The 21,751-nt window shown below is 62.0% G+C and carries 18 protein-coding genes; 9 read left to right on the top strand and 9 right to left on the bottom strand.

Annotated features, from left to right (window positions below; genetic code table 11):
* Positions 1-28: 28 nt before the first annotated feature.
* A complete protein-coding gene (locus tag EFQ99_RS32955) occupies positions 29-838 on the bottom strand; it encodes a MerR family transcriptional regulator (protein WP_126925117.1) in 810 nt (269 codons plus the stop codon).
* Positions 839-1,008: 170 nt separating this feature from the next.
* On the opposite strand from EFQ99_RS32955, the gene EFQ99_RS32950 reads away from it, so the two are divergent.
* Both EFQ99_RS32950 and EFQ99_RS32945 read left to right on the top strand, forming a co-directional pair.
* Entirely contained in the window at positions 1,009-2,289 is a 1,281-nt protein-coding gene (locus EFQ99_RS32950) for a 4-aminobutyrate--2-oxoglutarate transaminase (RefSeq protein ID WP_126925116.1), read from the top strand.
* Between the two features lie 65 nt (positions 2,290-2,354).
* Positions 2,355-3,836 (top strand): NAD-dependent succinate-semialdehyde dehydrogenase, encoded by a 1,482-nt coding sequence (locus tag EFQ99_RS32945; protein WP_126925115.1) that lies wholly within the window; start codon positions 2,355-2,357, stop codon positions 3,834-3,836.
* Between the two features lie 57 nt (positions 3,837-3,893).
* Here EFQ99_RS32945 and EFQ99_RS32940 read toward each other — a convergent pair whose 3' ends face one another.
* Positions 3,894-4,103: a SlyX family protein gene (locus tag EFQ99_RS32940; protein WP_077977694.1), complete on the bottom strand. Its 210-nt coding sequence runs from the start codon at positions 4,101-4,103 to the stop codon at positions 3,894-3,896.
* 179 nt (positions 4,104-4,282) lie between these two features.
* On the opposite strand from EFQ99_RS32940, the gene uxaC reads away from it, so the two are divergent.
* Together uxaC and EFQ99_RS32930 are read left to right on the top strand one after the other, a co-directional pair.
* A complete protein-coding gene (gene uxaC / locus EFQ99_RS32935) occupies positions 4,283-5,698 on the top strand; it encodes a glucuronate isomerase (RefSeq protein WP_126925114.1) in 1,416 nt (471 codons plus the stop codon).
* Complete coding sequence (locus tag EFQ99_RS32930; protein ID WP_126925113.1) at positions 5,695-7,152, top strand: mannitol dehydrogenase family protein; 1,458 nt, start codon at positions 5,695-5,697, stop codon at positions 7,150-7,152. The genes uxaC and EFQ99_RS32930 overlap by 4 nt, the downstream gene beginning before the upstream one ends.
* Positions 7,153-7,162: 10 nt before the next feature.
* On the opposite strand, the gene EFQ99_RS32925 is transcribed toward EFQ99_RS32930, so the two are convergent.
* The 7 genes from EFQ99_RS32925 to EFQ99_RS32895 form a co-directional block, all read right to left on the bottom strand.
* Positions 7,163-9,613: a GcvT family protein gene (locus EFQ99_RS32925; protein ID WP_126925112.1), complete on the bottom strand. Its 2,451-nt coding sequence runs from the start codon at positions 9,611-9,613 to the stop codon at positions 7,163-7,165.
* A complete protein-coding gene (locus tag EFQ99_RS32920; RefSeq protein ID WP_126925111.1) occupies positions 9,614-10,489 on the bottom strand; it encodes a choline/ethanolamine kinase family protein in 876 nt (291 codons plus the stop codon).
* Positions 10,490-10,639: 150 nt separating this feature from the next.
* Positions 10,640-11,716, bottom strand: coding sequence for an ABC transporter ATP-binding protein (locus tag EFQ99_RS32915; RefSeq protein ID WP_126925110.1), 1,077 nt, complete (start codon positions 11,714-11,716; stop codon positions 10,640-10,642).
* A 26-nt stretch (positions 11,717-11,742) separates the two neighbouring features.
* On the bottom strand, positions 11,743-12,840 hold the full coding sequence (locus EFQ99_RS32910; protein WP_208722851.1) for a Gfo/Idh/MocA family protein: 1,098 nt from the start codon (positions 12,838-12,840) through the stop codon (positions 11,743-11,745).
* A complete protein-coding gene (locus EFQ99_RS32905) occupies positions 12,840-13,727 on the bottom strand; it encodes a carbohydrate ABC transporter permease (protein ID WP_126925108.1) in 888 nt (295 codons plus the stop codon). Before EFQ99_RS32905 ends, EFQ99_RS32910 begins: the two co-directional genes overlap by 1 nt.
* Positions 13,720-14,679: a carbohydrate ABC transporter permease gene (locus tag EFQ99_RS32900; RefSeq protein ID WP_164736486.1), complete on the bottom strand. Its 960-nt coding sequence runs from the start codon at positions 14,677-14,679 to the stop codon at positions 13,720-13,722. The genes EFQ99_RS32905 and EFQ99_RS32900 overlap by 8 nt, the downstream gene beginning before the upstream one ends.
* Before the next feature lie 6 nt (positions 14,680-14,685).
* Complete coding sequence (locus EFQ99_RS32895; protein WP_126925107.1) at positions 14,686-15,972, bottom strand: ABC transporter substrate-binding protein; 1,287 nt, start codon at positions 15,970-15,972, stop codon at positions 14,686-14,688.
* A 204-nt stretch (positions 15,973-16,176) separates the two neighbouring features.
* Here EFQ99_RS32895 and EFQ99_RS32890 point away from each other — a divergent pair, with 204 nt between their 5' ends.
* The 5 genes from EFQ99_RS32890 (at position 16,177) to EFQ99_RS32860 (ending at position 21,751) form a co-directional block, all read left to right on the top strand.
* On the top strand, positions 16,177-16,854 hold the full coding sequence (locus tag EFQ99_RS32890) for a TetR/AcrR family transcriptional regulator (RefSeq protein WP_126925106.1): 678 nt from the start codon (positions 16,177-16,179) through the stop codon (positions 16,852-16,854).
* A 401-nt stretch (positions 16,855-17,255) separates the two neighbouring features.
* Positions 17,256-18,404: a Gfo/Idh/MocA family protein gene (locus tag EFQ99_RS32875; RefSeq protein ID WP_126925105.1), complete on the top strand. Its 1,149-nt coding sequence runs from the start codon at positions 17,256-17,258 to the stop codon at positions 18,402-18,404.
* Positions 18,405-18,407: 3 nt separating this feature from the next.
* Positions 18,408-19,571, top strand: a complete 1,164-nt coding sequence (locus tag EFQ99_RS32870) for a dihydrodipicolinate synthase family protein (RefSeq protein WP_126925104.1) — start codon at positions 18,408-18,410, stop codon at positions 19,569-19,571.
* A 30-nt stretch (positions 19,572-19,601) separates the two neighbouring features.
* Complete coding sequence (locus EFQ99_RS32865) at positions 19,602-20,432, top strand: sugar phosphate isomerase/epimerase family protein (RefSeq protein ID WP_126925103.1); 831 nt, start codon at positions 19,602-19,604, stop codon at positions 20,430-20,432.
* Positions 20,433-20,473: 41 nt separating this feature from the next.
* Entirely contained in the window at positions 20,474-21,751 is a 1,278-nt protein-coding gene (locus tag EFQ99_RS32860) for a Gfo/Idh/MocA family protein (protein ID WP_126925102.1), read from the top strand.

Below are 21,751 nucleotides of genomic sequence, written 5' to 3'. Positions count from 1 at the left end.
GCGAAACCGCTTTCCTGTTGCGGGTGGGTCAGAAGGTCGGCGGCGTATTGATCCAGAGGAGCACGGTTTCGCCATCGTGGCGGTTGCGCCAGGAATGGTAGCGGCGGCTTTCGAAATAAAGTGAATCGCCAGATCCGAGGTCGAAGAACTGATCGCTGTCGAGCACCAGTTCGAGCCGGCCGGACAGGACATGCAAAAACTCCTCGCCTTCGTGGCGATAGGCGCCCTCGCTTGCCGCACCCGGCGCCAGCACGAAACGATGGCAGTCCATCATCCTGCGGCCTTCGGCGAGCAGCTGCACCGTGACCCCGGGCGTCGTTTCCGGCCAGGTACGCCATTCACCATCGCGCACCAGCGTCGGCACGTCGGCGCTCTCCTCACCGGAGAGGCGGGAGACCGTGGTGCCGTAATAATCGGCGAGATCGTGCAGCATCTTGAAACCGACGCCTTGCGAGGTGCGCTCCAGCGTCGAGAGCGTCGAGGCGGTGATGCCGATGTCGCCCGCCACCTGATCGAGCGTCTTGCCGCTCGCATGGCGCAGGCTGCGCAGCTTGCGTCCGAGGCCGGAATCCTGGCCTGTGTCGGCGCCATCGGGGGCAGGATCCTCGCCTTCCAGCGCCTCGCGGATTGCCGCGGGATTGAGCCCGCGCTCGACACGATACCAGGAGATTCGCTTCAGGCGCGCCACATCGTCGGCGCTATATTGCCGGTGGCCGGTTTGCGAACGGCCGGGAACCAGAAGACCCTGGCTTTCCCAGAGGCGCACCGTCGAGGCCGAAATGCCCGCTAGCCGCGCGGCCTCCGCCACCTTGTAGCGTACCGGCCCGTTATCACCCATCCGAAAATATCCCTGATTCCAACCGCCCGCGAGCATTCATCAAAAAGCGTGATGTTTGAAGCGAAAAATGCCGCTTGTTTTCTTGCAGGAAAAATGTAGGAGTTTTCTACATATCTTGCAGAACTTATGCAAGATAGTTTTCCAACCCTTTTCAGCGCAGGAGCGCATCGATGAACGCGACAAGCCTTACCGACCGGAAGAATGCCGCCATTTCCCGCGGCGTCGGCGTGACGACTCAGATCTATGCGGATCGCGCAGAGAATGCCGAGATCTGGGACAAGGAAGGCCGTCGCTATATCGATTTTGCCGCCGGCATCGCCGTTCTCAACACCGGCCACCGCCATCCCCGGATCATCGCCGCGGTCAAGGCTCAGCTCGACCATTTCACCCATACCTGCCATCAGGTGGTGCCCTACGAGACCTACGTGCATCTGGCCGAACGGCTGAACGCGCTGGTGCCCGGCAATTTCGAGAAGAAGACGATCTTCGTGACCACGGGCGCCGAAGCCGTCGAGAACGCCGTCAAGATCGCGCGTGCCGCGACCGGCCGCTCGGCCGTCATCGCCTTTGGCGGCGGCTTCCACGGACGCACCTTCATGGGCATGGCACTGACCGGCAAGGTCGTGCCCTACAAGGTCGGCTTCGGCGCGATGCCCGGCGACGTGTTCCACGTTCCCTTCCCGGTCGAGCTGCACGGTGTCACCGCCGATCAGTCGCTTGCGGCGCTGAAGAAGCTTTTTGCCGCCGACGTCGATCCGCAGCGCGTCGCGGCCATCATCATCGAGCCGGTGCAGGGCGAAGGCGGCTTCTATCCGGCGCCGGCTGCCTTCATGAAGGCGCTGCGCGAACTCTGCGACCAGCATGGCATCCTGCTGATCGCCGACGAGGTGCAGACCGGTTTTGCCCGTACCGGCAAGTTGTTTGCGATGGATCATCACGAAGTGGCGCCCGACCTGACGACCATGGCAAAGAGCCTTGCCGGCGGCTTTCCGCTCGCCGCCGTCACCGGCCGCGCCGAGATCATGGACGCGCCTGGACCCGGCGGGCTCGGCGGCACCTATGGCGGCAACCCGCTCGGCATCGCAGCCGCCCATGCCGTGCTTGACGTCATCAAGGACGAGGATCTCTGCAATCGCGCCAACCAGCTCGGCGGGCGGCTGAAGCAGCGGCTGGAATCGCTGCGCGAGAAGGTGCCGGAGATCGTCGACATCCGCGGACCGGGCTTCATGAACGCCGTCGAATTCAACGACCGGACGACCGGATTGCCGAGTGCCGAATTCGCCAACCGGGTGCGGCTGATCGCGCTCGACAAGGGGCTGATCCTGCTCACCTGCGGGGTCCACGGAAACGTCATCCGCTTCCTCGCGCCGATCACCATCCAGGACGAGGTCCTCGGCGAGGCGCTCGACATTCTGGAAGCCTCGATGCTGGAGGCGACTGCAGGCAAGTGACCGCGCCGAAACCGCATTCAGGGCTGCCGGCCAACCGGCAGCCTCATTCCCAATGAGGATATGACATGGCTTTCACCACCGCACTGACGAAGCACGTTCCCTTCTCTTCACCCTTCCTGCGCGCCGCAGGCTATATCAACGGCGTCTGGACATCGGGCGATGCCACGACGACCTTCGACGTGCTGAACCCGGCAACCGGTGAGCTGCTCGCTTCGTTGCCCGACATGGGCGCTGCTGAGACCCGAACGGCGATCGACGCGGCCTATACCGCCCAGCCGGCCTGGGCTGCCCGCCCGGCCAAGGAGCGTAGCGCGATCCTGCGCAAATGGTTCGACCTGATGGTCGCCAATGCCGACGAGCTCGCCGCGATCCTGACCGCCGAAATGGGCAAGCCCTTCGCGGAAGCGCGCGGCGAGATCCTTTATGCCGCGGCCTATATCGAATGGTATGCGGAAGAGGCCAAGCGGATCTACGGCGAGACGATCCCCGCACCTTCGGACGACAAGCGCATGATTGTCATCAAGCAGCCCGTCGGCGTCGTCGGCACGATCACGCCGTGGAATTTCCCGGCGGCGATGATCACCCGCAAGATCGCCCCCGCACTCGCCGTCGGTTGCACTGTTGTTTCGAAGCCAGCCGAACAGACCCCGCTGACGGCGATTGCACTTGCGGTGCTTGCCGAACAGGCCGGCCTTCCCTCAGGCGTCTTCAACGTCATTGTCGGTACCGACGGTCCGGCGATCGGGCGCGAGCTTTGCGGCAACGAAAAGGTGCGCAAGATCAGCTTCACCGGCTCGACCGAAGTCGGCCGCATCCTGATGCGCCAGTGCGCCGACCAGATCAAGAAGGTGAGCCTGGAACTCGGCGGCAATGCGCCTTTCATCGTTTTCGACGATGCCGATCTCGACGCCGCCGTCGAGGGCGCGATCGCCTCGAAATATCGCAATGCCGGCCAGACCTGCGTTTGCGCCAACCGTCTTTATGTCCAGTCGAACGTCTATGACGCTTTTGCCGCCAAGCTTGCGGCGAAGGTCGCCGAGATGTCGGTCGGCGACGGCTTCAAGGCGGGCGTCGTGATCGGGCCGCTGATCGACGAGCAGGGTCTTGCCAAGGTGGAAGAGCATGTCAGCGACGCGCTTGCCAAGGGCGCCAGGGTGCTCACCGGCGGCAAGCGTATCGACGGCGCCGGCACCTTCTTTGCGCCGACGGTACTGACCGGCGTTGCCCGCGGCATGAAGGTGGCGCGCGAGGAAACCTTCGGGCCGGTGGCGCCGCTCTTTCGTTTCGAGACGGTCGACGATGTCATCGCCCAGGCCAACGATACGGAATTCGGTCTCGCCGCCTATTTCTTTGCCGGCGACCTGAAGAAAGTCTGGCGGGTGGCGGAAGCGCTGGAATACGGCATGATCGGCATCAATACCGGCCTGATGTCGTCCGAGACGGCGCCTTTCGGCGGCATCAAGCAATCCGGCCTTGGCCGCGAGGGCTCGCGCCACGGCGCCGACGACTATCTGGAAATGAAATATCTCTGCATCGGCGGCGTCTGATCCGTCATCAGACAGTGCCGGAAGTATCGGCTGCACGCGGCATTGCGCCGCGTGCTTTCAATAATGCGGCGGGCGGGTGATCGCTGGCGCGTCCAGCGACTGCTCTTCGAGCGACAGGAAACGTTCGGTCAGCCGATCGAGCTTGGTGCGCATCTGCTCGACTGTCTTCCATTGCTCGGCGAGCTGATCGGAAAGTTCTTCGATCGTCTTTGCCTGGTGGGCCAGCATTTCTTCCAGCCGGGTGATGCGGTTCGTCTCGTCAGACATCGATCCTCCTTTGCCGGAACCGGCAGAACTTATGGTTCTCCCAAAGCGGAAATGGGCCGTGTCGTCAATGCTTTCAATGGCGGGCGAGACTATCGCAAAACTGTACCGTTTGGTTACTGAAAGACCTTGCCGTGCCTGATGTTGTGGGGTAGGCCCTTATCGATCAGGGAGGAATACTGATGGATGTAGGGAACGGCTTTCTTCATCCGGACCGGCTCTTTCCGGCCGATCCGGCAACACGGAGCGTCGCGCGGGACCTCTACGAGACGGTGCGTAACCTTCCGATCGTCAGCCCGCACGGGCATACCGAACCGTCCTGGTTCGCCGACGACAAGCCGTTCGAAGACGCGGCCTCGCTGCTGGTCATTCCCGATCATTATCTCTTCCGCATGCTGCACAGCGTCGGTGTGACATTGGACGATCTCGGCGTGCCCAGGCTCGACGGCAAGCCTGTTGCAACGGGGCGGGCGATCTGGCGGACGTTTGCCGCGCATTACCATCTTTTCCGCGGGACACCCTCGAGCCTCTGGGTCGACCACGCGATGTCGGCCGTACTCGGCTGCACTGAGCCGCTGACGGCCGAGAATGCCGATGCGCTCTACGACCACATCAACGCCCAGCTTGCCCTTCCCGAATTTCGCCCGCGGGCGCTGCATCAGCGATTCGGCATCGAAACGATCGCGACGACGGAAGGCGCGCTCGACCCGCTCGTGCATCACCAGAAGATGGCGGCGGACGGCTGGATCGGCAAAGTGCGCACCACCTACCGGCCCGACAGCGTCACCGATCCCGACGCCGTCGGCTTCCGCGACAATCTCCTCAAATTCGGAGAGATCACCGGCGCCGATGTAACGCGCTGGGACGGCCTGATAGAGGCGCACCGGCGCAGGCGCGCCTATTTCCGCCAGTTCGGCGCGACTGCGACCGATCACGGCGTGCCGACCGCCTTTACCGCAGATCTGCCCCTCACGGAAAAGCAGGCGCTGCTCGACAAGGCGCTGAAGGGTCCGCTTTCCCCTGGGGAGGCCGAACTCTTCCGCGGCCAGATGATGACCGAGATGGCCGGGCTTTCGGCCGAAGACGGCATGGTGATGCAGATTCACGCCGGCTCGAGGCGCAATACCGACCGCGCGCTCTTTGCAGCGCGCGGCCCGAATATGGGCGCCGATATCCCAACATCGACGGATTGGGTCGGCGGCATGAATGCGCTGCTTTCCAAGTATGGTCACGCGCCGGGCCTGCGTGTGCTGCTTTTCACACTCGACGAGACGACCTATGCGCGCGAGATGGCGCCAATGGTCGGCCACTGGCCCTGCCTGATGATCGGCCCGCCCTGGTGGTTCCACGACAGCCCGCTCGGCATTCGCCGCTATCTCGACCAGGTGGTGGAGACGGCTGGTTTCGCCAATATGGCGGGTTTCAACGACGATACACGCGCGCTGCTTTCGATCCCGGCGCGGCATGACGTCTGGCGGCGCGAAGTCTGCCGTTTCCTCGCTCAGCTCGCCGCCGAGCACCGGATTTCCAAGAAGGAAGCCGAGATCGTGGCGGGCGAGCTCTCCTATGGCAATGCGAAGAAGGCCTACAAGCTGTGACGGAACGACTGCAAACCCTTACCGGCCTCGCCCCGACCGCGAAGCTTCCCGCCTATGACAGGAATGCGCTGAAGGCTGGCATTCTGCATCTTGGACCGGGCGCCTTCTTCCGCGCCCATTTCGCACCCTTCACGGATGACGCGCTCTCAGCCGCAGGCGGCGACTGGGGTATCGAGGTGGCAAGCCTGCGCACGCCTGATGTGGCGGATAACCTGACTGCCCAGAACGGGCTCTATACGATGCTGATCCGCGATACGTCAGGCACGACGGCGCAGGTGATCGGCTCGATCCTGAAGGCGCATGTGGCGCCGCGCGATCCGGCCGGCCTGCTGGCGCGGCTGGAAGACCCTGCTATCCGTATCGTCAGCATGACGGTAACGGAAAAGGCCTATGGTTTCGATCCGGCAACGGGCGGCCTCGACCTGAAGCACCCCGATATTGTCGCCGACCTTGCCAACCGGCATGCGCCACGCGGCGTCATCGGTTATATCGTCGAAGGCCTTGCGCGCCGCCGGCACAAGGGTATCCCGCCCTTTACGCCGCTGAGCTGCGACAACCTGCCGAGCAACGGCGCGGTGCTGAAGCGCCTCGTGCTGGAATTCACCTCCCGGATCGATCCCGACCTGCATCGCTGGATCGAAGCGAACGTGCCTTTCCCGTCGACGATGGTCGACCGCATCACGCCGGCAAGCACCGAGGCAACCTATGCCGATGCCGAGGGGCTGACGGGCCGCACCGACATGGCGGCGATCGAGACCGAGCCCTTTACGCAATGGGTCATCGAAGACCATTTCGTCAATGGCCGGCCGGCTTGGGAAAAGATCCATGGCGCGCTGATGGTCGAAGAAGTCTCGGCCTATGAGAAGATGAAGCTGCGGATGCTGAACGGCGCCCATTCGCTGCTTGCCTATCTCGGTTATATCGGCGGCTATGAATTCATTCGCGACGTCATGGACGATGCCGCTCTGGCGGCTCTGGCCTACCGCCACATGCATGCAGCGGCGCGAACGCTTGACCCTGTGCCCGGTATCAATCTCGACGACTACGCCAGTGAATTGATAGCACGCTTTGCTAACAAGGCGATCGCGCACCGCACCTACCAGATCGCCATGGACGGCACGCAGAAGCTGCCGCAGCGGCTGCTGGAACCGGCATGCGAGGCTCTGGCGCATGGCGACAGGGCGGAGACCTATGCGATCGCCGTCGCCGCATGGATGCGCTACGCGCTCGGCGAGCACGGCAATGGCGAACGCTATGAGCTGCGCGATCCCCGCGCCACAGAAATCGCTGCCCTCATCGCCGATGTTCCGCGTACCGGTCCGGCGATCTCGGCTGCCCTTTTCACGCTTCCCGGCCTTTTCCCGAAAGCTTTGACCAGCCACCGGGCGTGGACGCAAGATGTGTCCGACAAGCTGGAGATTCTGATCCAGGACGACCGGCTGCCGCTCTTCTAAGCGGCAGCCGCTACGCCTTGATGCGCGCCATATCGGGATCGTAGAGCGGCGCCAGCGACACCTTGCAGGGAATGCGTTCCCTCGCAACATCAAGCTCATATGTGCCGGAGAGAACGAAATCCTCCGTCACTCCGTCGGGGCTGCGGACATAGCCGTAGCCGATCGGCTTGCCCAATGTGTAGCCGAAGCCGCCGCTCGAAAGCCAGCCGACGCGCTTGCCGTCGCGATAGATCGTTTCGCGACCGAACAGCACGGCATCGGGATCGTCGGGGACGAAGCAGGCAAGGCGCTTCTTCACGCCGCCCGAAAGCTGCCGCTCGATCGCCTCGCGGCCGCGGAAGGGAATGTTCTTCCGCATCTTCACCGCCCAGCCGAGGCCAGCCTCGATTGGCGTATGGTCGGGACCGATATCGGAGCCCCAGGCGCGATAGCCCTTTTCCAGGCGGCAGCTTTCGATGGCGCGATAGCCGGCATTGACGAGGCCGAGCTCACCGCCTGCTGCCATCAGCGCGTCATAGACCGTCGTCGCATATTCAATCGGAATATGCAGTTCATAGCCGAGCTCGCCGACATAGGTGATGCGCAGCGCCCGCACCGGGCACCCTGCAATGCCGATGGTTCTGACATGGCCGAAGGGGAAGGCCGCGTTCGAGACGTCGCTGCCGGTCACCTTCTCCAGCACGGCACGGGAATTCGGCCCCATCAGCGACAACACGGAATAGGCTGATGTGACGTCAACCAGTTCGGCATGCATCTCCGCCGGAATATTGCGTGCGATCCAGTTGAAGTCATGCGTGGCGAAACCGGTGCCGGTAACGATGTAATATTCGTTCTCGGCGATCCGGGCGACCGTCACATCGCACTCGATGCCCCCCTTGTCGTTCAGCATCTGAGTATAAACCAGCGATCCCACCGGCCTTGCGACATCGTTGGAGGCGATCCAGGAAAGCGCTGCCTCGGCATCCCTGCCCTTCAGCACGAATTTGGCGAAGGAGGTCTGGTCGAAGATGACAGCCGCCTCGCGCACCGCCTTGTGCTCGCGGCCGACGGCGTCAAACCAATTCTGTCTGGTATAGCTATAGACATCCTTCGGCTCTTCGTTGGCGAAGAGATCGGCAAACCAGTTCGGCCGCTCCCAGCCGAGCTTCTCGCCGAAGCAGGCGCCCTGCGCCTTCAGCCGGTCATAGAGCGGCGACTTGCGGCAGGGGCGGCCGCTCGATTGCTCCTCGAACGGCCAGGCCATGGTGTAATGTTTGCCATAGGCCTCGAGCGTCCGCGTGCGCACCCAATCCGTATCGAAATGCGGACGGCCGAAACGGCGGATATCGACCGGCCAGAGATCATAGGGCGGTTCGCCCTTTGCCACCCATTCGGCAAGCGCCATGCCGGCGCCGCCGGCCGAAGCGATGCCGAAGGCATTGAAGCCGGCGCCGACGAAGAAATTCTTCAGCTCAGGCGCCTCACCGAGAATGAAGTTGCCATCGGGCGTGAAGCTTTCCGGGCCGTTCAACAACTGCTTGACGCCGACATTTTCCAGCGCCGGAACGCGGCCGAGCGCCTGTTCCATGATCTGCTCGAAATGGTCGAAATTGCTGTCGAGCAGCGTGTAGTGGAAACCTTCGGGGATTCCTTTCTCCGCCCAGGCAATGGGGTTCGGCTCGTAGCCGCCCATGACGATGCCGCCGACTTCCTCCTTGTAATAGGTCAGGCGATCGGGATCGCGCAGTGTCGGCAGGTTGGAGGGCACGCCGAAGGATTCGGTGATGATATATTGATGCTCGACGGAGACCAGCGGCACGTTGACGCCGAAGCGGGCGGCGAAGGCGCGCGTCCACTGGCCGGCGCAGACGACGACGCGCTCGCATTCGATGCGCCCCTCGGCGGTGATGACGGCGCGGATCCTTCCCTTGTCGATTTCAAGGTCGAGGACTTCCATATCCTCGAAGATCGAGACACCCGACATGCGGGCGCCTTTCGCGAGCGCCTGGGTGATGTCGGAGGGATTGGCCTGGCCGTCTGTGGGAAGGAAGGCGGCGCCGACGAGATCGTCTGTCGTCATCAGCGGCCAGAGATCGAAAGCTTCCTGCGGCGTCAGCAATTGCATTTCGAGACCGAAGGACTGGGCGGTGGTCGCCTGGCGCCTGACCTCGGTCCAGCGCTCTTCGTTGCAGGCAAGGCGCAGGCCGCCATTCATCTTCCAACCGGTGCCGAGGCCCGTCTCCTCCTCCAGGCGCTTGTAGAGATCGACGGAATAACCGAGCAGCTGGGTGATGTTGGCGCTGGTGCGCAGCTGGCCGACGAGGCCGGCGGCATGGAAGGTGGTGCCTGAGGTCAGCTTCTTGCGTTCCAGCAGGACGGTATCGGTCCAGCCGAGCTTGCCGAGGTGATAGGCTGTCGAGCAGCCGATGATGCCGCCGCCGATGACCACGGCCTTTGCCGTCTTCGGTAATTGTCTCGTCATTTATCGATCCTGCTCAAAGGCTTGATAGGCGCGTTCGAAGCGCGCAAGATTTTCGGCTGTATAGGCGGAATAATCGAAATCAATGGTGGAATGGATTTCCGAAATCATGCTCCAGAGCGTCTCACGCAACAGCGAGGCGCATTTCATCGCGCCATAGCGCCTGCCGAGATCTGAGGTCAGCGGTCGGTCGAAATAAGTCTCCAGCATGGTGCGCTCGGCGGCTTCCGAAAGCTCGTTGTTGGAGGCCAATCCGCCGAGATCGAAAAGCGGCGTGTTGAAGCCGGCATAATCCCAGTCGATCAGCCAGAGCCGCTTGCCATCATCGAGAAAATTGGCGGCCAGCAGGTCATTGTGGCCGAAGGCGATGTCGAAGGGTCCTGCAGCCTCTTCAAGCACCTCGGCCTTGCCAGTCAGCTCGGCAAGAAGGGAAAGATAGGGGCTCCCGGATGCCTTCAGATTGGCGGCATAGTCGCGGATGACATGGAAGACCCAGAAGATCATCGCCTGGCCACGGAAATGCCGGGCGATGTCGCGGTGGCAGGCGCGCACCAGCGGGACGACGCGAGCCAGCATATTAGGCGTCCTGATATCCTCGGGAGAAAGCGCCCTCGCCTCGATATATTCGAGCACCAGCACACCCGGCGAATGGTGGATGACGGCGGGCGATATGCCTGCTGCATGGGCGGCGTAACTTGCGGCAAGCTCGTTCTGTCGGTTGATATGATGGATCGGAATATCGGTGCCGAGCCTGACGACGCAGCGCGCGACGGCATCGCTGACCAGATAGTTCCTGTTGGTGATGCCGCCTGCTATCGGCGAAATTTCAAGCGGGCCCTGCCAGATGCCAAGCGCATGAATCCTATCTTCAGGCGTCATGCTTATCCCCCAAGGGCATGATGCCGAAAGTGCGAGCGGTTTTCGGACGACATCATGCTCTAACTATTTAACCTAGAACAGGATTCATCCTGTTTTAGTGATCCTCCCGAAATGATGGGGCAGAGGAGGATCAGCTGTCAAGCGGAGGGGTCAGATCGTCTTGCCGGCGGCATCGAAGACGTGGCAGCGGGCCGGATCGAAAGAGGTCGCCACATTGGCGCCGCGCTCGACCTTCTGCTGGCCGTCAAGTGCCACGGTCAGGAGCTGGTTATCCGGCGTCGTGGTGTAGAGCATGGTGGCGCCGCCGAGATTTTCGACGAGATCGACGTTGACGGTCGAGAGCGTGATTGCGCCTTCTGCCAGCGAAAGATGCTCGGGGCGGATGCCGAAGGTGACGTCTTGGCCGGCCTCGCCTTTCAGTCGGCGTGGCAGGCGGACGGAATTGCCGCAGACATGGATGCTAGTTTCGGCCTCGCCGACCTTTTCGATACGCGCCTTCAGGAAATTCATCTTCGGGCTGCCGATGAAACCAGCGACAAAGCGGTTGGCGGGATTGTTATAGAGATCGAGCGGCGCGCCCACCTGCTCGATGCGGCCGGAATTCAGCACCACGATCTTGTCGGCCATCGTCATGGCTTCGACCTGGTCGTGGGTGACGTAGATCATGGTGTTGCCGAGCTGCCGGTGCAGGCGGGAGATCTCGACACGCATCTGCACGCGCAGTTCGGCATCGAGGTTGGACAGCGGCTCGTCGAAGAGGAAGATGCGCGGCTCGCGCACGATCGCGCGGCCGATCGCGACACGCTGGCGCTGGCCGCCGGAGAGCGCCTTCGGCTTGCGCTCCAGGAGTTTCTCGATCTGCAGGATCTCGGCGGCGCGTTTCACCTTCGGCTGGATGTCGGCCTTCTTGTAACCCGCCGTCTCCAGGCCGAAGGCAAGGTTCTTGTAAACCGACATATGCGGATAGAGCGCATAGGACTGGAAGACCATGGCGATGCCACGCTTGGCAGGCGCCACCTCGTTCATCCGCTCGCTGTCGAGCAGCAGAGCGCCTCCCGAGATCTCCTCAAGACCGGCGATCATCCGCAGAAGGGTCGATTTTCCGCAGCCGGATGGGCCGACGAAAACGACGAATTCGCCGGGATCGATCGACAGGTCGATGCCATGGATCACGTCCATCGCGCCGTAGCGCTTCTCGACCTTCTGAAGAACGACACTGGTTGCCATCTTCTCAAAACCCTCTCTTGTTGCCGTTACTTCGTTCTTGCGCGCCAATCGGCGTATTTCGGACTGTCTGGACCGACCGGCAGCGGCACTTCGGCTCCACTGTCGGAAGACTGGTAGATGGCGGTGACGAGTTCCAGCGCGCGGCGGGCGTCCGTTGATGTCACCGGCAGCGGCCCCTGACCGCTGAGGAAGGCATGAAACTGGCCCATCTGCGTGGTGAAACGCGGCGCGACCGGCCGCCAGTCGCCGACCACCCGATCGATCTTCTCTCGCACGTCGTCATTGGCGGCGATGATCTTCCAGGGATCCTTGCCCGGCGTATAGGGCTCGTGGGTGCTTTCGAACGTGACATTCTCGAAATGCAATCTCAGCCGGCTGATCTGCTCCTGCGAACCCAATGTGCAGGACAGCGAGACGAAGGCCCCGTTTTCCATCAGCAGGCTGGCAGAGGCGCAATCCTCGACCTCGATATCGTTGACACGGGTGGCGACACGGCCGAAGACCCTCGCGGCCGGCCCCATCAGATGCATCAGCATATCGTGCAGATGCAGCGCATGGGTGACGAGCACGCCGCCAAGCTCAGTCGCCCATTTGCCGCGCCAGGGCACGGCGTAATATTCGGGTTTGCGCAGCCAGAAGGTTTCGACCGAGGCCGTATAGGCTTTGCCGGCAATGCCGGCGTCGATGATCCGCTTGGCCTTCTGGATGCCGTCGCCATAACGGTATTGGAAGATCGGCATCAGCACGCCCTTGGCGGTCTTTTCGGCTTCCATGATCGTATCGACGGCGGCGAGCGACCCCGTCAGCGGCTTTTCGCAAACGACATGCTTGCCGGCAGCCAGCGCCGCAACCACCTGTTCGAGATGAACGCCGGGAGGGGTGCAGATATCGATGATGTCGATCGTGTCGTCGGCGAGCAGCTGCGCAAAGGAGGTGGTGCGGGTCTCGATGCCGAACTCGTCACCGACATCAGCCAGGCGCTGCTCGTCGAGGTCGCAGATCGCCACGACCTTGAACTTGTCGGCATGCGGCAGGTAGCCTTCGACGATGTGGGAGCGGCCGATGCCGCAGCCGACGATCGCGACCGTCTTGATGCTCATGTCACTCTTTCCCGTTGCCGCCATCAGCGTTTCATGCCCGTGGTTGCGATGCCCTCGATCAGCAGGCGCTGGAAGAACAGGAAGAAGAAGAATACCGGCACGAGCGTCAGGGTCGACATGGCGAACAGACCGCCCCAATCCGATGCGCTCGTGGAATCCACGAAGGTGCGCAGGCCGAGCTGGATCGTGTAGGTGTTCATGTCGTTCAGGTAGATCAGCGGACCGAAGAAATCGTCCCAGGTCCAGATGAAGGAGAAGATGGCGGCCGTCGCCAGCACCGGCAGCGACAGCGGCAGCATGATCTTCCAGTATATGCGCCAAGCGCTGCAGCCATCCATCATCGCCGCCTCGTCCAATTCGCGCGGGATGCCGCGGAAGAACTGCACCATCAGGAAGATGAAGAAGGCATCGCTTGCCAGGAACTTCGGCACGACGAGCGGCAGGATGGTGTTCACCCAGCCGAGGTTGAGGAAGAGTACATATTGCGGGATCAGCGTCACGTGATAGGGGATCATCAGCGTGCCGAGCATGATCGCGAACCAGAAGTTCCGGCCGGCAAAACGCAGCCGCGCAAAGGCGAAGGCGGTCAGCGAACAGGCGATGACATTGCCCGTCACCACCAGCAGCGAGATGACGAGCGAATTCCAGAAGAACCGGCCGAAGCTGACGTCGAGACCGACCCAACCGCGCGCATAGGAGGAGAAATCAATCGACGACGGGATGAGCGAGGTCGACGAGAAGATCTCGTTTTCCGGCCTGACCGATGCCGAAACCATCCACAACAGCGGATAGAGCATGAGAAGCGAAGCGGCGATCAGCAGCGCGTGGATGATGAGCGACGCCGGCAGGCTGCGTTTGGTGATATCGGATGGCGGCCTGGCCGCAGTGACGGAAGCGGTCATCTCAGTCATCGTAGTGCACCCAATAACGCGAGCTTAGGAAGGAGAAGGCAGTGAAGATCGCGATGATCACCACCAAGATCCAGGCGAGCGCCGAGGCATAGCCCATGCGGAAATTGCCGAAGGCTTCCTGGTAGAGGTAGAGCGTGTAGAAGAGCGTCGAGTTGATCGGACCGCCCGTGCCGCCTGATATGATGAAGGCCGGCGTGAAGGCCTTGAAGGCCTCGATTGTCTGGACGACGGCGTTGAAGAAGATCACCGGCGTCAGAAGCGGCAGCGTGATCTTGTAGAATTGCCGGAATTTCGACGCGCCGTCGAGGCTGGCGGCTTCATACATATCCTGAGGAATCTGGCGCAGGCCGGCGAGGAAAATAATCATCGGCGAGCCGAACTGCCAGACCGACAGCGCCACCAGCGTGTAGATCGAATAATTCGGATGCGAGATCCAGCTCGGACCCTCGATGCCGAAATGCGAGAGCGCGGCATTAACGAGGCCATCGCTGGCGAACAGCTGACGCCAGAGCACGGCGATCGCCACGCTGCCACCCAGCAATGAGGGGAGATAGAAGATGGCGCGATAGATCGGCAGCCCGCGCAGGCCGCGGTTCAGCGCCATGGCGACCAGCAAGGCGAAGGTCAGTTTGAACGGCACTGAGAAGACCACATAGGTCAGGGTGACGTGCATGGCGGCGGAAAATTTCGGATCCGCCGTGGCGATGCGCACGTAGTTCGCCATTCCCACCCACCTCGGCGACTGCAGCATGTCGAAGTCGGTGAAGGAGAGGTAGAGCGAAATCAGGGCCGGCCCGAGCGTCAGCCCGAAAAAGCCGATGAGCCAAGGGAGAAGGAAGAGATAACCGGGAGCATTAGCATTCCAGAGACGCCTGAAACGTCCCTCGGCCACAGCCCCCTGATATCTTTCCACATTTATGGCCCCTGCGGGCGTGCGCATCGCATTGCTCATACGGGATCAGCCTCGTGCGAGAATCTGCGTGATTTCATCGACAAGCTGTTTGCCGCCATCGGAAGGAGATAGCTGTCCGAAAGCCACCTGTTCGGCGATGTTACGCAAGGTCAGCTCACCTTCGCCTGCGCCAGCGGGCGGCGGCGGCGGCAATTTGCCGGCGAGTTCGCCAAGGCCGCTGACATATTCCAGCGGAACCTTGCCGTTCGCATCGAGCTTCGCCGCCACGACCTCGCGCATGGCGCTCGATTCCGGAATGCCGCGTTCGACATCCAGGAGGACCGCTGCCTCGGGGTTCTTGACGAAGAAATTGACGTAGTCCACGGCTAGGTCGACCGCTTGCGACTGGGCGGAGACCGAGAAGAACATCGAAGGCTTGCGATAATGGCCACCCTTCGAATCCGCCTTGATACGCATATAGTTGGTCAGCGCCAGCTTGTCCTTGTTCATTGCCTGATAAGCGACGAACTGGTTGGAATGGGCAAAACCGGCTGCCGACTTGCCGAGCGAAACCGTGTTGGTGTCGATATCGTTCTTGTCGAGAGCCTGGACATCGGCGGGAACGCAGGCGCCGGCCGCACGGAACTTGGCCCACATGTCGTACCATTCCGAGGCATCGTCCACACCGAAGGCGATCTTGCCGTCGGCGGTATAAAGAGCCTTGCCGCGCTGGCGCAGCCAGTTTTCGAACAGCGGTTCACCGCCGCTGCCGTCGGCCATGCCGAACATGCCCTTGCGCTTGCCCGACTTGGTGATCTCGGCGCCCATACGGGCGAACTCTTCCCAGGTGGTCGCCTGGGTCGGCAGATCGACGCCGGCCTCCTTGAAGGCGGTGGTGTTCAGGACCGTTGCGGCCGAGTTCGCGCCAAGGCTGACGCCATAGAGATGGCCGTCGACGCTGCCGCCTTCGATCTGCGCCTTGTCGAAATCGTCGAGGTTGAGCTTGGCCGGCATGTAGGATTCGAGCGGAGCAAGCGCGCCGCGCCGCGCATATTGCACAATGTAACGATAATCCATCTGGATGACGTCGGGTGCGTTGCGACCGGCGACCTGGGTCGCAAGGCGCGGCCAGTAATCGCCCCAGCCGAGGAATTCGCCTGTGATCGACGTGCCGGAGTTCTTCGACTGATAGAGTTGCGATACCTTGTTGGTGCGGTCGGCGCGCGGCTGCGACCCCCACCACAAAAGACGCAAGCGCTTTTCTTGTGCCAAGGCGCCGGTTCCGAGCGCCGAGAGCGAAAGAAGCGTGGCCCCTCCCGCAACGAAATTACGTCTACTTACACGTAGGGTCATTTTTTCCTCCTCCAAAGGGAAGCGCCTCCACACGCTTCCGAACTAGTTATGCTTGCGCAAATAACTAATTGGTTACAAGCTACGGGCAAAGCGGCAAGCATGTCAAGCGGTGTCGGCTCGCGCGGGCCGCCCTTCTAAATTCGGTTTTTACAATTTCGCACCGAAGGCTTATGAGCGCAACACGGGAAGACGGAGGGCGGAGCGATGAACGACAGCGGCGAGCATGGGGAAAAGAAAATGTCGCGGCGCCCGTCCCAGGAGCGGACGAGCCAACGCGATCCGGAGCGGACACGCGCCGCGATCCTGGAAGCGGCCACCCGGGAATTCGCCGAAAACGGCATGGGCGGCGCCCGCGTCGACGCCATCGCCGAGCGCGCCGGCACCAACAAGCGCATGCTCTATCATTATTTCGGCGACAAGGAGCAGCTCTACCTCCGGGTGCTCGAAGAAGCCTATGTCGGCATCCGTACCGCCGAGCGCGCGCTGCATATCGGCGATCGCAGCCCCGAGGAAGGCATCGGCGAACTCGCGCTCTTCACCTGGCGTTATTTCCTCGAGCACCCGGAGTTCTTGAGCCTGCTCGGCACGGAAAACCTTCATCGCGCCCGGTGGCTTCGCCAGTCCGTCCGGCTCAAGGAATTGCATTCGCATCTGATCGGCGAGCTTTCCCAGGTGCTCGAGCAGGGAAAGAAGCAGGGCGTCTTCATCGAGACCGCCGATCCCCTGCATGTCTATCTGACGATTGCCTCGCTCGGCTATTTCTACCTCTCCAACCAGTACACGCTTTCGACGATCTTCGGCCGCGACCTGATCGAGCCGGCCCATCTCAATGCCTGGGAACGGCATATCGTCCACGTCACACTGGCCTCGATCAAGCGCTAGAGCCTTTCCGGGTTAGCTTGCAGCATTCTGTTGGCTCAAACGGAGTCGGATTGTCGACCGGCCGGTGCGCGTCGTAGCCCAGCTCTACGGCCAAGCCGGCCGGTCGATCAAGCGGCCCGTTTCAGCCAACCCGAAGGGCCGGGCATTTTTCCGCCAGGATCAAAGGCGATCGGCTCGGACGTACCAAGGGGTATGCCCGTCGCCAATCGCCTTTGCCCTGACGAAAACCTGCTCCGGCAGAATGCTGCAATCTAACCCGGAAAGGCTCTGATTTCGAAAGCAGGATTTGACTCTTGACAGGTTCGGCGCTCTTCTGTCATCAAGTAACCGTTTAGTTACCGGCTTGGGAGGGCCGGGCCAGGACGCCCGCTCCCGCCGCAAAGGATTGCAGGGAGGAAAAAATGGCACGCTTGGGGATCATCTTGCACGGCGTCACCGGCCGCATGGGCTACAACCAGCACCTGGTGCGCTCGATTCTGGCCTTCCGCGATCAGGGCGGCATCACGTTGAAATCCGGCGAGAAACTGGAGATCGACCCGATCATTGTCGGCCGCAACGGCGCCAAGATGGAAGAGCTGGCGAAGAAGCACAACATCAAGCGCTGGTCGACCGATCTCAATGCTGCTCTCGCCAATCCCGACGATACGATCTTCTTTGATGCCGGCACGACGCTGATGCGCGCCGAACTGCTCTCCAAGGCGCTCGACGCCGGCAAGCACGTCTATTGCGAGAAGCCGATTTCCGACGATCTGCAGGTGGCGATCGATCTTGCCCGCAAGGCGCGCCGCTCCGGGCTCAAGCACGGCGTCGTGCAGGACAAGCTCTTCCTGCCCGGCCTGCGCAAGCTGGCGCTGCTGAGAGATTCCGGCTTCTTCGGCAAGATCCTCTCGGTACGCGGCGAATTCGGCTACTGGGTTTTCGAAGGCGATTGGGGCGTGCCCGCCCAGCGCCCCTCCTGGAACTACCGCAAGGCCGACGGCGGCGGCATCATTCTCGATATGCTCTGCCACTGGCGCTACGTGCTCGACAATCTGTTCGGCGAGGTCAAGGCCGTCTCCTGCCTCGGCGCCACCCATATCGGCCAACGCATCGACGAGCAGGGCAAGCCTTATGATTGCGACACCGACGATGCGGCCTATGCGACCTTCGAACTCGAAGGCGGTGCGATCGCGCAGATCAATTCCTCCTGGGCCGTGCGCGTACGCCGCGACGATCTCGTCACCTTCCAGGTCGACGGCACGCATGGTTCGGCCGTCGCCGGCCTGACGAAATGCTGGAGCCAGCATCGCGTCAACACGCCGAAGCCGGTCTGGAACCCCGACCAGCCGCAGACGATCGACTTCTACAAGACCTGGGACGAGGTTCCGGATACGCAGGCCTTCGACAACGGCTTCAAGGTGCAGTGGGAGATGTTTATCCGCCATGTCGTCGAGGATGCGCCGTGGCCCTACGGACTGGAAGCCGGCGCCAAGGGCGTGCAGCTTGCCGAACTCGGGCTGAAATCCTGGGCCGAGCGCCGCTGGCTCGACGTTCCGGCGCTGGAGTTCTGAGCCGTGACGACGATCAATCTCCCCGTCGACGGCAAGATCGTTCCCTACACGCTGACCGGCACGCCGATCGAGATCAACAAGCGGGACGCCAAGAGCTTCCCGCGCATCGCCTTTGCCGCCGCTCATGTCGTTGCCGATCCGCTCGCCGACAACGATCCCTGGCTGACGCCGGCGATCGACTGGGAGCGAACGCTCGCCTTCCGTCACCGGCTCTGGGACCTCGGCCTCGGCGTTGCCGAAGCGATGGACACGGCGCAACGCGGCATGGGCCTCGGCTGGCCGGAAGCCCGCGATCTGATCCGCCGCGCGCTTGCCGAGGCGGCCGGCCGCAAGGATGCACTGATTGCCTGCGGCGCCGGCACCGATCATCTGACGCCCGGCCCCAACGTCACCGTCGACACGATTATCAAAGCCTATGAAGAGCAGATCGAAACGGTGGAAGCCGCTGGCGGACGCATCATCCTGATGGCGAGCCGGGCGCTTGCCGTCACGGCAAAAGGGCCGGACGACTATGTCAGGGTCTATGACCGGATCCTTCGCCAGGTCAAGGAACCCGTAGTCATCCATTGGCTCGGCGAAATGTTCGATCCGGCGCTGGAGGGCTACTGGGGCAATGGCGATCACTTGAAGGCGATGGAAACCTGCCTGCAGGTGATCGAAGCCAATGCCGCCAAGGTCGACGGCATCAAGATCTCGCTTCTTTCGAAGGAGAAGGAAGTGACCATGCGCCGGCAGCTGCCGAAAAGCGTGCGCATGTACACCGGCGACGACTTCAACTACGCCGAACTGATCGCCGGCGACGAACAGGGTCATTCCGACGCGCTGCTCGGCATTTTCGATGCGATCGCGCCGGCAGCGTCCGCCGCACTCGAAGCGCTCGGCCGCAAAAGCAACCACGAATTTTTCGATCTGCTCGAGCCGACCGTTCCGCTTTCTCGCCATATCTTCAAGGCGCCGACGCGCTTCTACAAGACTGGTGTCGTCTTCCTTGCCTACCTCAACGGCCTGCAGGACCATTTCACCATGGTCGGCGGCCAGCAGAGTACGCGATCGCTGACGCATCTGGCCGAACTCTTCCGGCTCGCCGACAAGGCCCGGGTTCTCGCCGATCCGGAACTCGCGGTGACGCGCATGAAACAGGTGCTTGCCGTCCACGGCGTTCACTAAGCGCTAGTGCGACTATGGGAGAGGAATGACATGCAGGTCGAAGGACTTTCGATCAATCTCGCGACGATCCGCGAACAATGCGGCTTTGCCGAAGCCGTCGATATCTGCCTGAAGCACGGTATCACTTCGATCGCCCCCTGGCGCGACCAGGTCGCCAAGGCCGGTCTCGACGAGGCGGTGCGCATCGTCAAATCGAACGGCATCAAGCTGACCGGCCTTTGCCGCGGCGGTTTCTTTCCGGCGGCAAACGATGCCGACTGGCAGAAGAACCTCGACGACAACAGACGCGCCATCGACGAGGCGGCAGCGTTTTCCGCCGATTGCCTCGTGCTCGTCGTCGGCGGTTTGCCGGGCAGTTCGAAGGATATCGTCGCTGCCCGCCAGATGGTGTTTGACGGAATCGCCGCCGTGCTGCCGCATGCACAGGCTGCCGGGGTGAAGCTCGCCATCGAGCCGCTGCACCCAATGTATGCCGCCGACCGGGCCTGCGTGAACACGCTCGGCCAGGCGCTCGACATGTGCGAGCCGCTCGGCGAGGATGTCGGCGTTGCAATCGATGTCTACCATGTCTGGTGGGACCCTGATCTTGCCAACCAGATTGCCCGCGCCGGGCGCATGAACCGCATCTTCGCCCATCACATCTGCGACTGGCTGGTGCCGACTGGCGATATGCTGCTTGACCGCGGCATGATGGGCGATGGTGTCATCGACCTCAAAGGCATAAGACGGATGGTCGAGGCCGCCGGCTTCTTCGGTGCGCAGGAGGTGGAGATCTTTTCGGCCGAAAACTGGTGGAAGCGCCCCGCCGACGAAGTGATTGCCACCTGTGTCGAACGCTTCCGAAGCTGTTGCCAAGCCTGATTTCAGTATTCGTTTCATCATGCATGCAGGAGGATTATTCGATGGAGAAACGCCGTTTTGCCCTGATCGGCACCGGGAACCGCGGCACCACCATGTGGGGCAAGGACCTGCTTGCCGGCTGGCGCGAGCATGTCGACCTGACGGCCATCGTCGAGAAGAATTCGCTGCGCGGCGAGCGTGCTCGCAACATGATCGGCAGCAATGCTCCGCTCTATGAAAACATCGATTCCATGCTCGCCGAACAGAAGCCGGACCTGGTCATCGTCTGCACGCCCGACCACACGCATGACGATATCGTCGTGCGGGCGCTGGAGTCCGGCATCGACGTCATCACCGAAAAGCCGATGACTACCTCGGTCGAGAAGATTCGCCGGATTCTCGACGCTGAAAAGCGCACTGGCCGCCGGGTCGACGTCTCCTTCAACTATCGCTATGCGCCGACAGCCGCCAAGATCAAGGAACTGCTCAATGCCGGCGAGATCGGCCGGGTGACGTCAGTCGACTTCCATTGGTATCTCAATACAAAGCACGGCGCCGACTACTTCCGCCGCTGGCATGCCTATACCGAAAACTCCGGCAGCCTCTTCGTCCACAAGGCCACCCACCATTTCGATCTTCTGAACTGGTATCTCGACAGCGATCCCGAATCCGTCACCTCCTTCGCCGACCTGCAGAACTACGGCCGCAAAGGCCCGTTCCGCGGGCCGCGCTGCAAACTCTGTCCGCACACGCAGGAATGCGACTACTATCTCGATCTCGAAGCCGATCCCTTTCTCGATCAGCTCTACGAAGAGCCGTCGAAGATTGACGGCTATTTCCGCGACGGTTGCGTTTTCCGCGAAGACATCGATATTCCCGATACGATGGTGGTCAGCCTCCGCTACCGCAACAACGTCCATGTCTCCTATTCGCTGAACACCTTCCAGCCGATCGAGGGCCATCACCTCGCCTTCAACGGCACCAAGGGGCGCATCGAGCTTCGCCAATATGAGGCCCAGCCCTGGGAAGAGCCGAGGCAGGACACGATTCTTCTCATCCGTAATTTTCCGAATGGCAAAGAGGCGGTGGAGCGCATCGTCGTTCCGCATTTCACAGGCGGCCATTACGGCGGCGACGACCGGATGCGCAACATGATCTTCAAGCCCGACTTGGAAGATCGGCTCGGCCAGCGTGCCGGCACGCGAGCGGGCGCCATGTCGGTGCTGTGCGGCATTGCCGCGCTGACGAGTTCGCGCACCGGCAAGGTGGTCGATATCGCCGATCTGATGCCCGAGCTTGCCAATGACGGTTCGCCCAACTCGCTGAGGACGTCGCGCTGA

The organism is Rhizobium vallis, from assembly GCF_003985155.1.
GTDB lineage: Bacteria > Pseudomonadota > Alphaproteobacteria > Rhizobiales > Rhizobiaceae > Rhizobium > Rhizobium vallis.
This window is presented reverse-complemented; position numbering and strand designations above follow the sequence as displayed.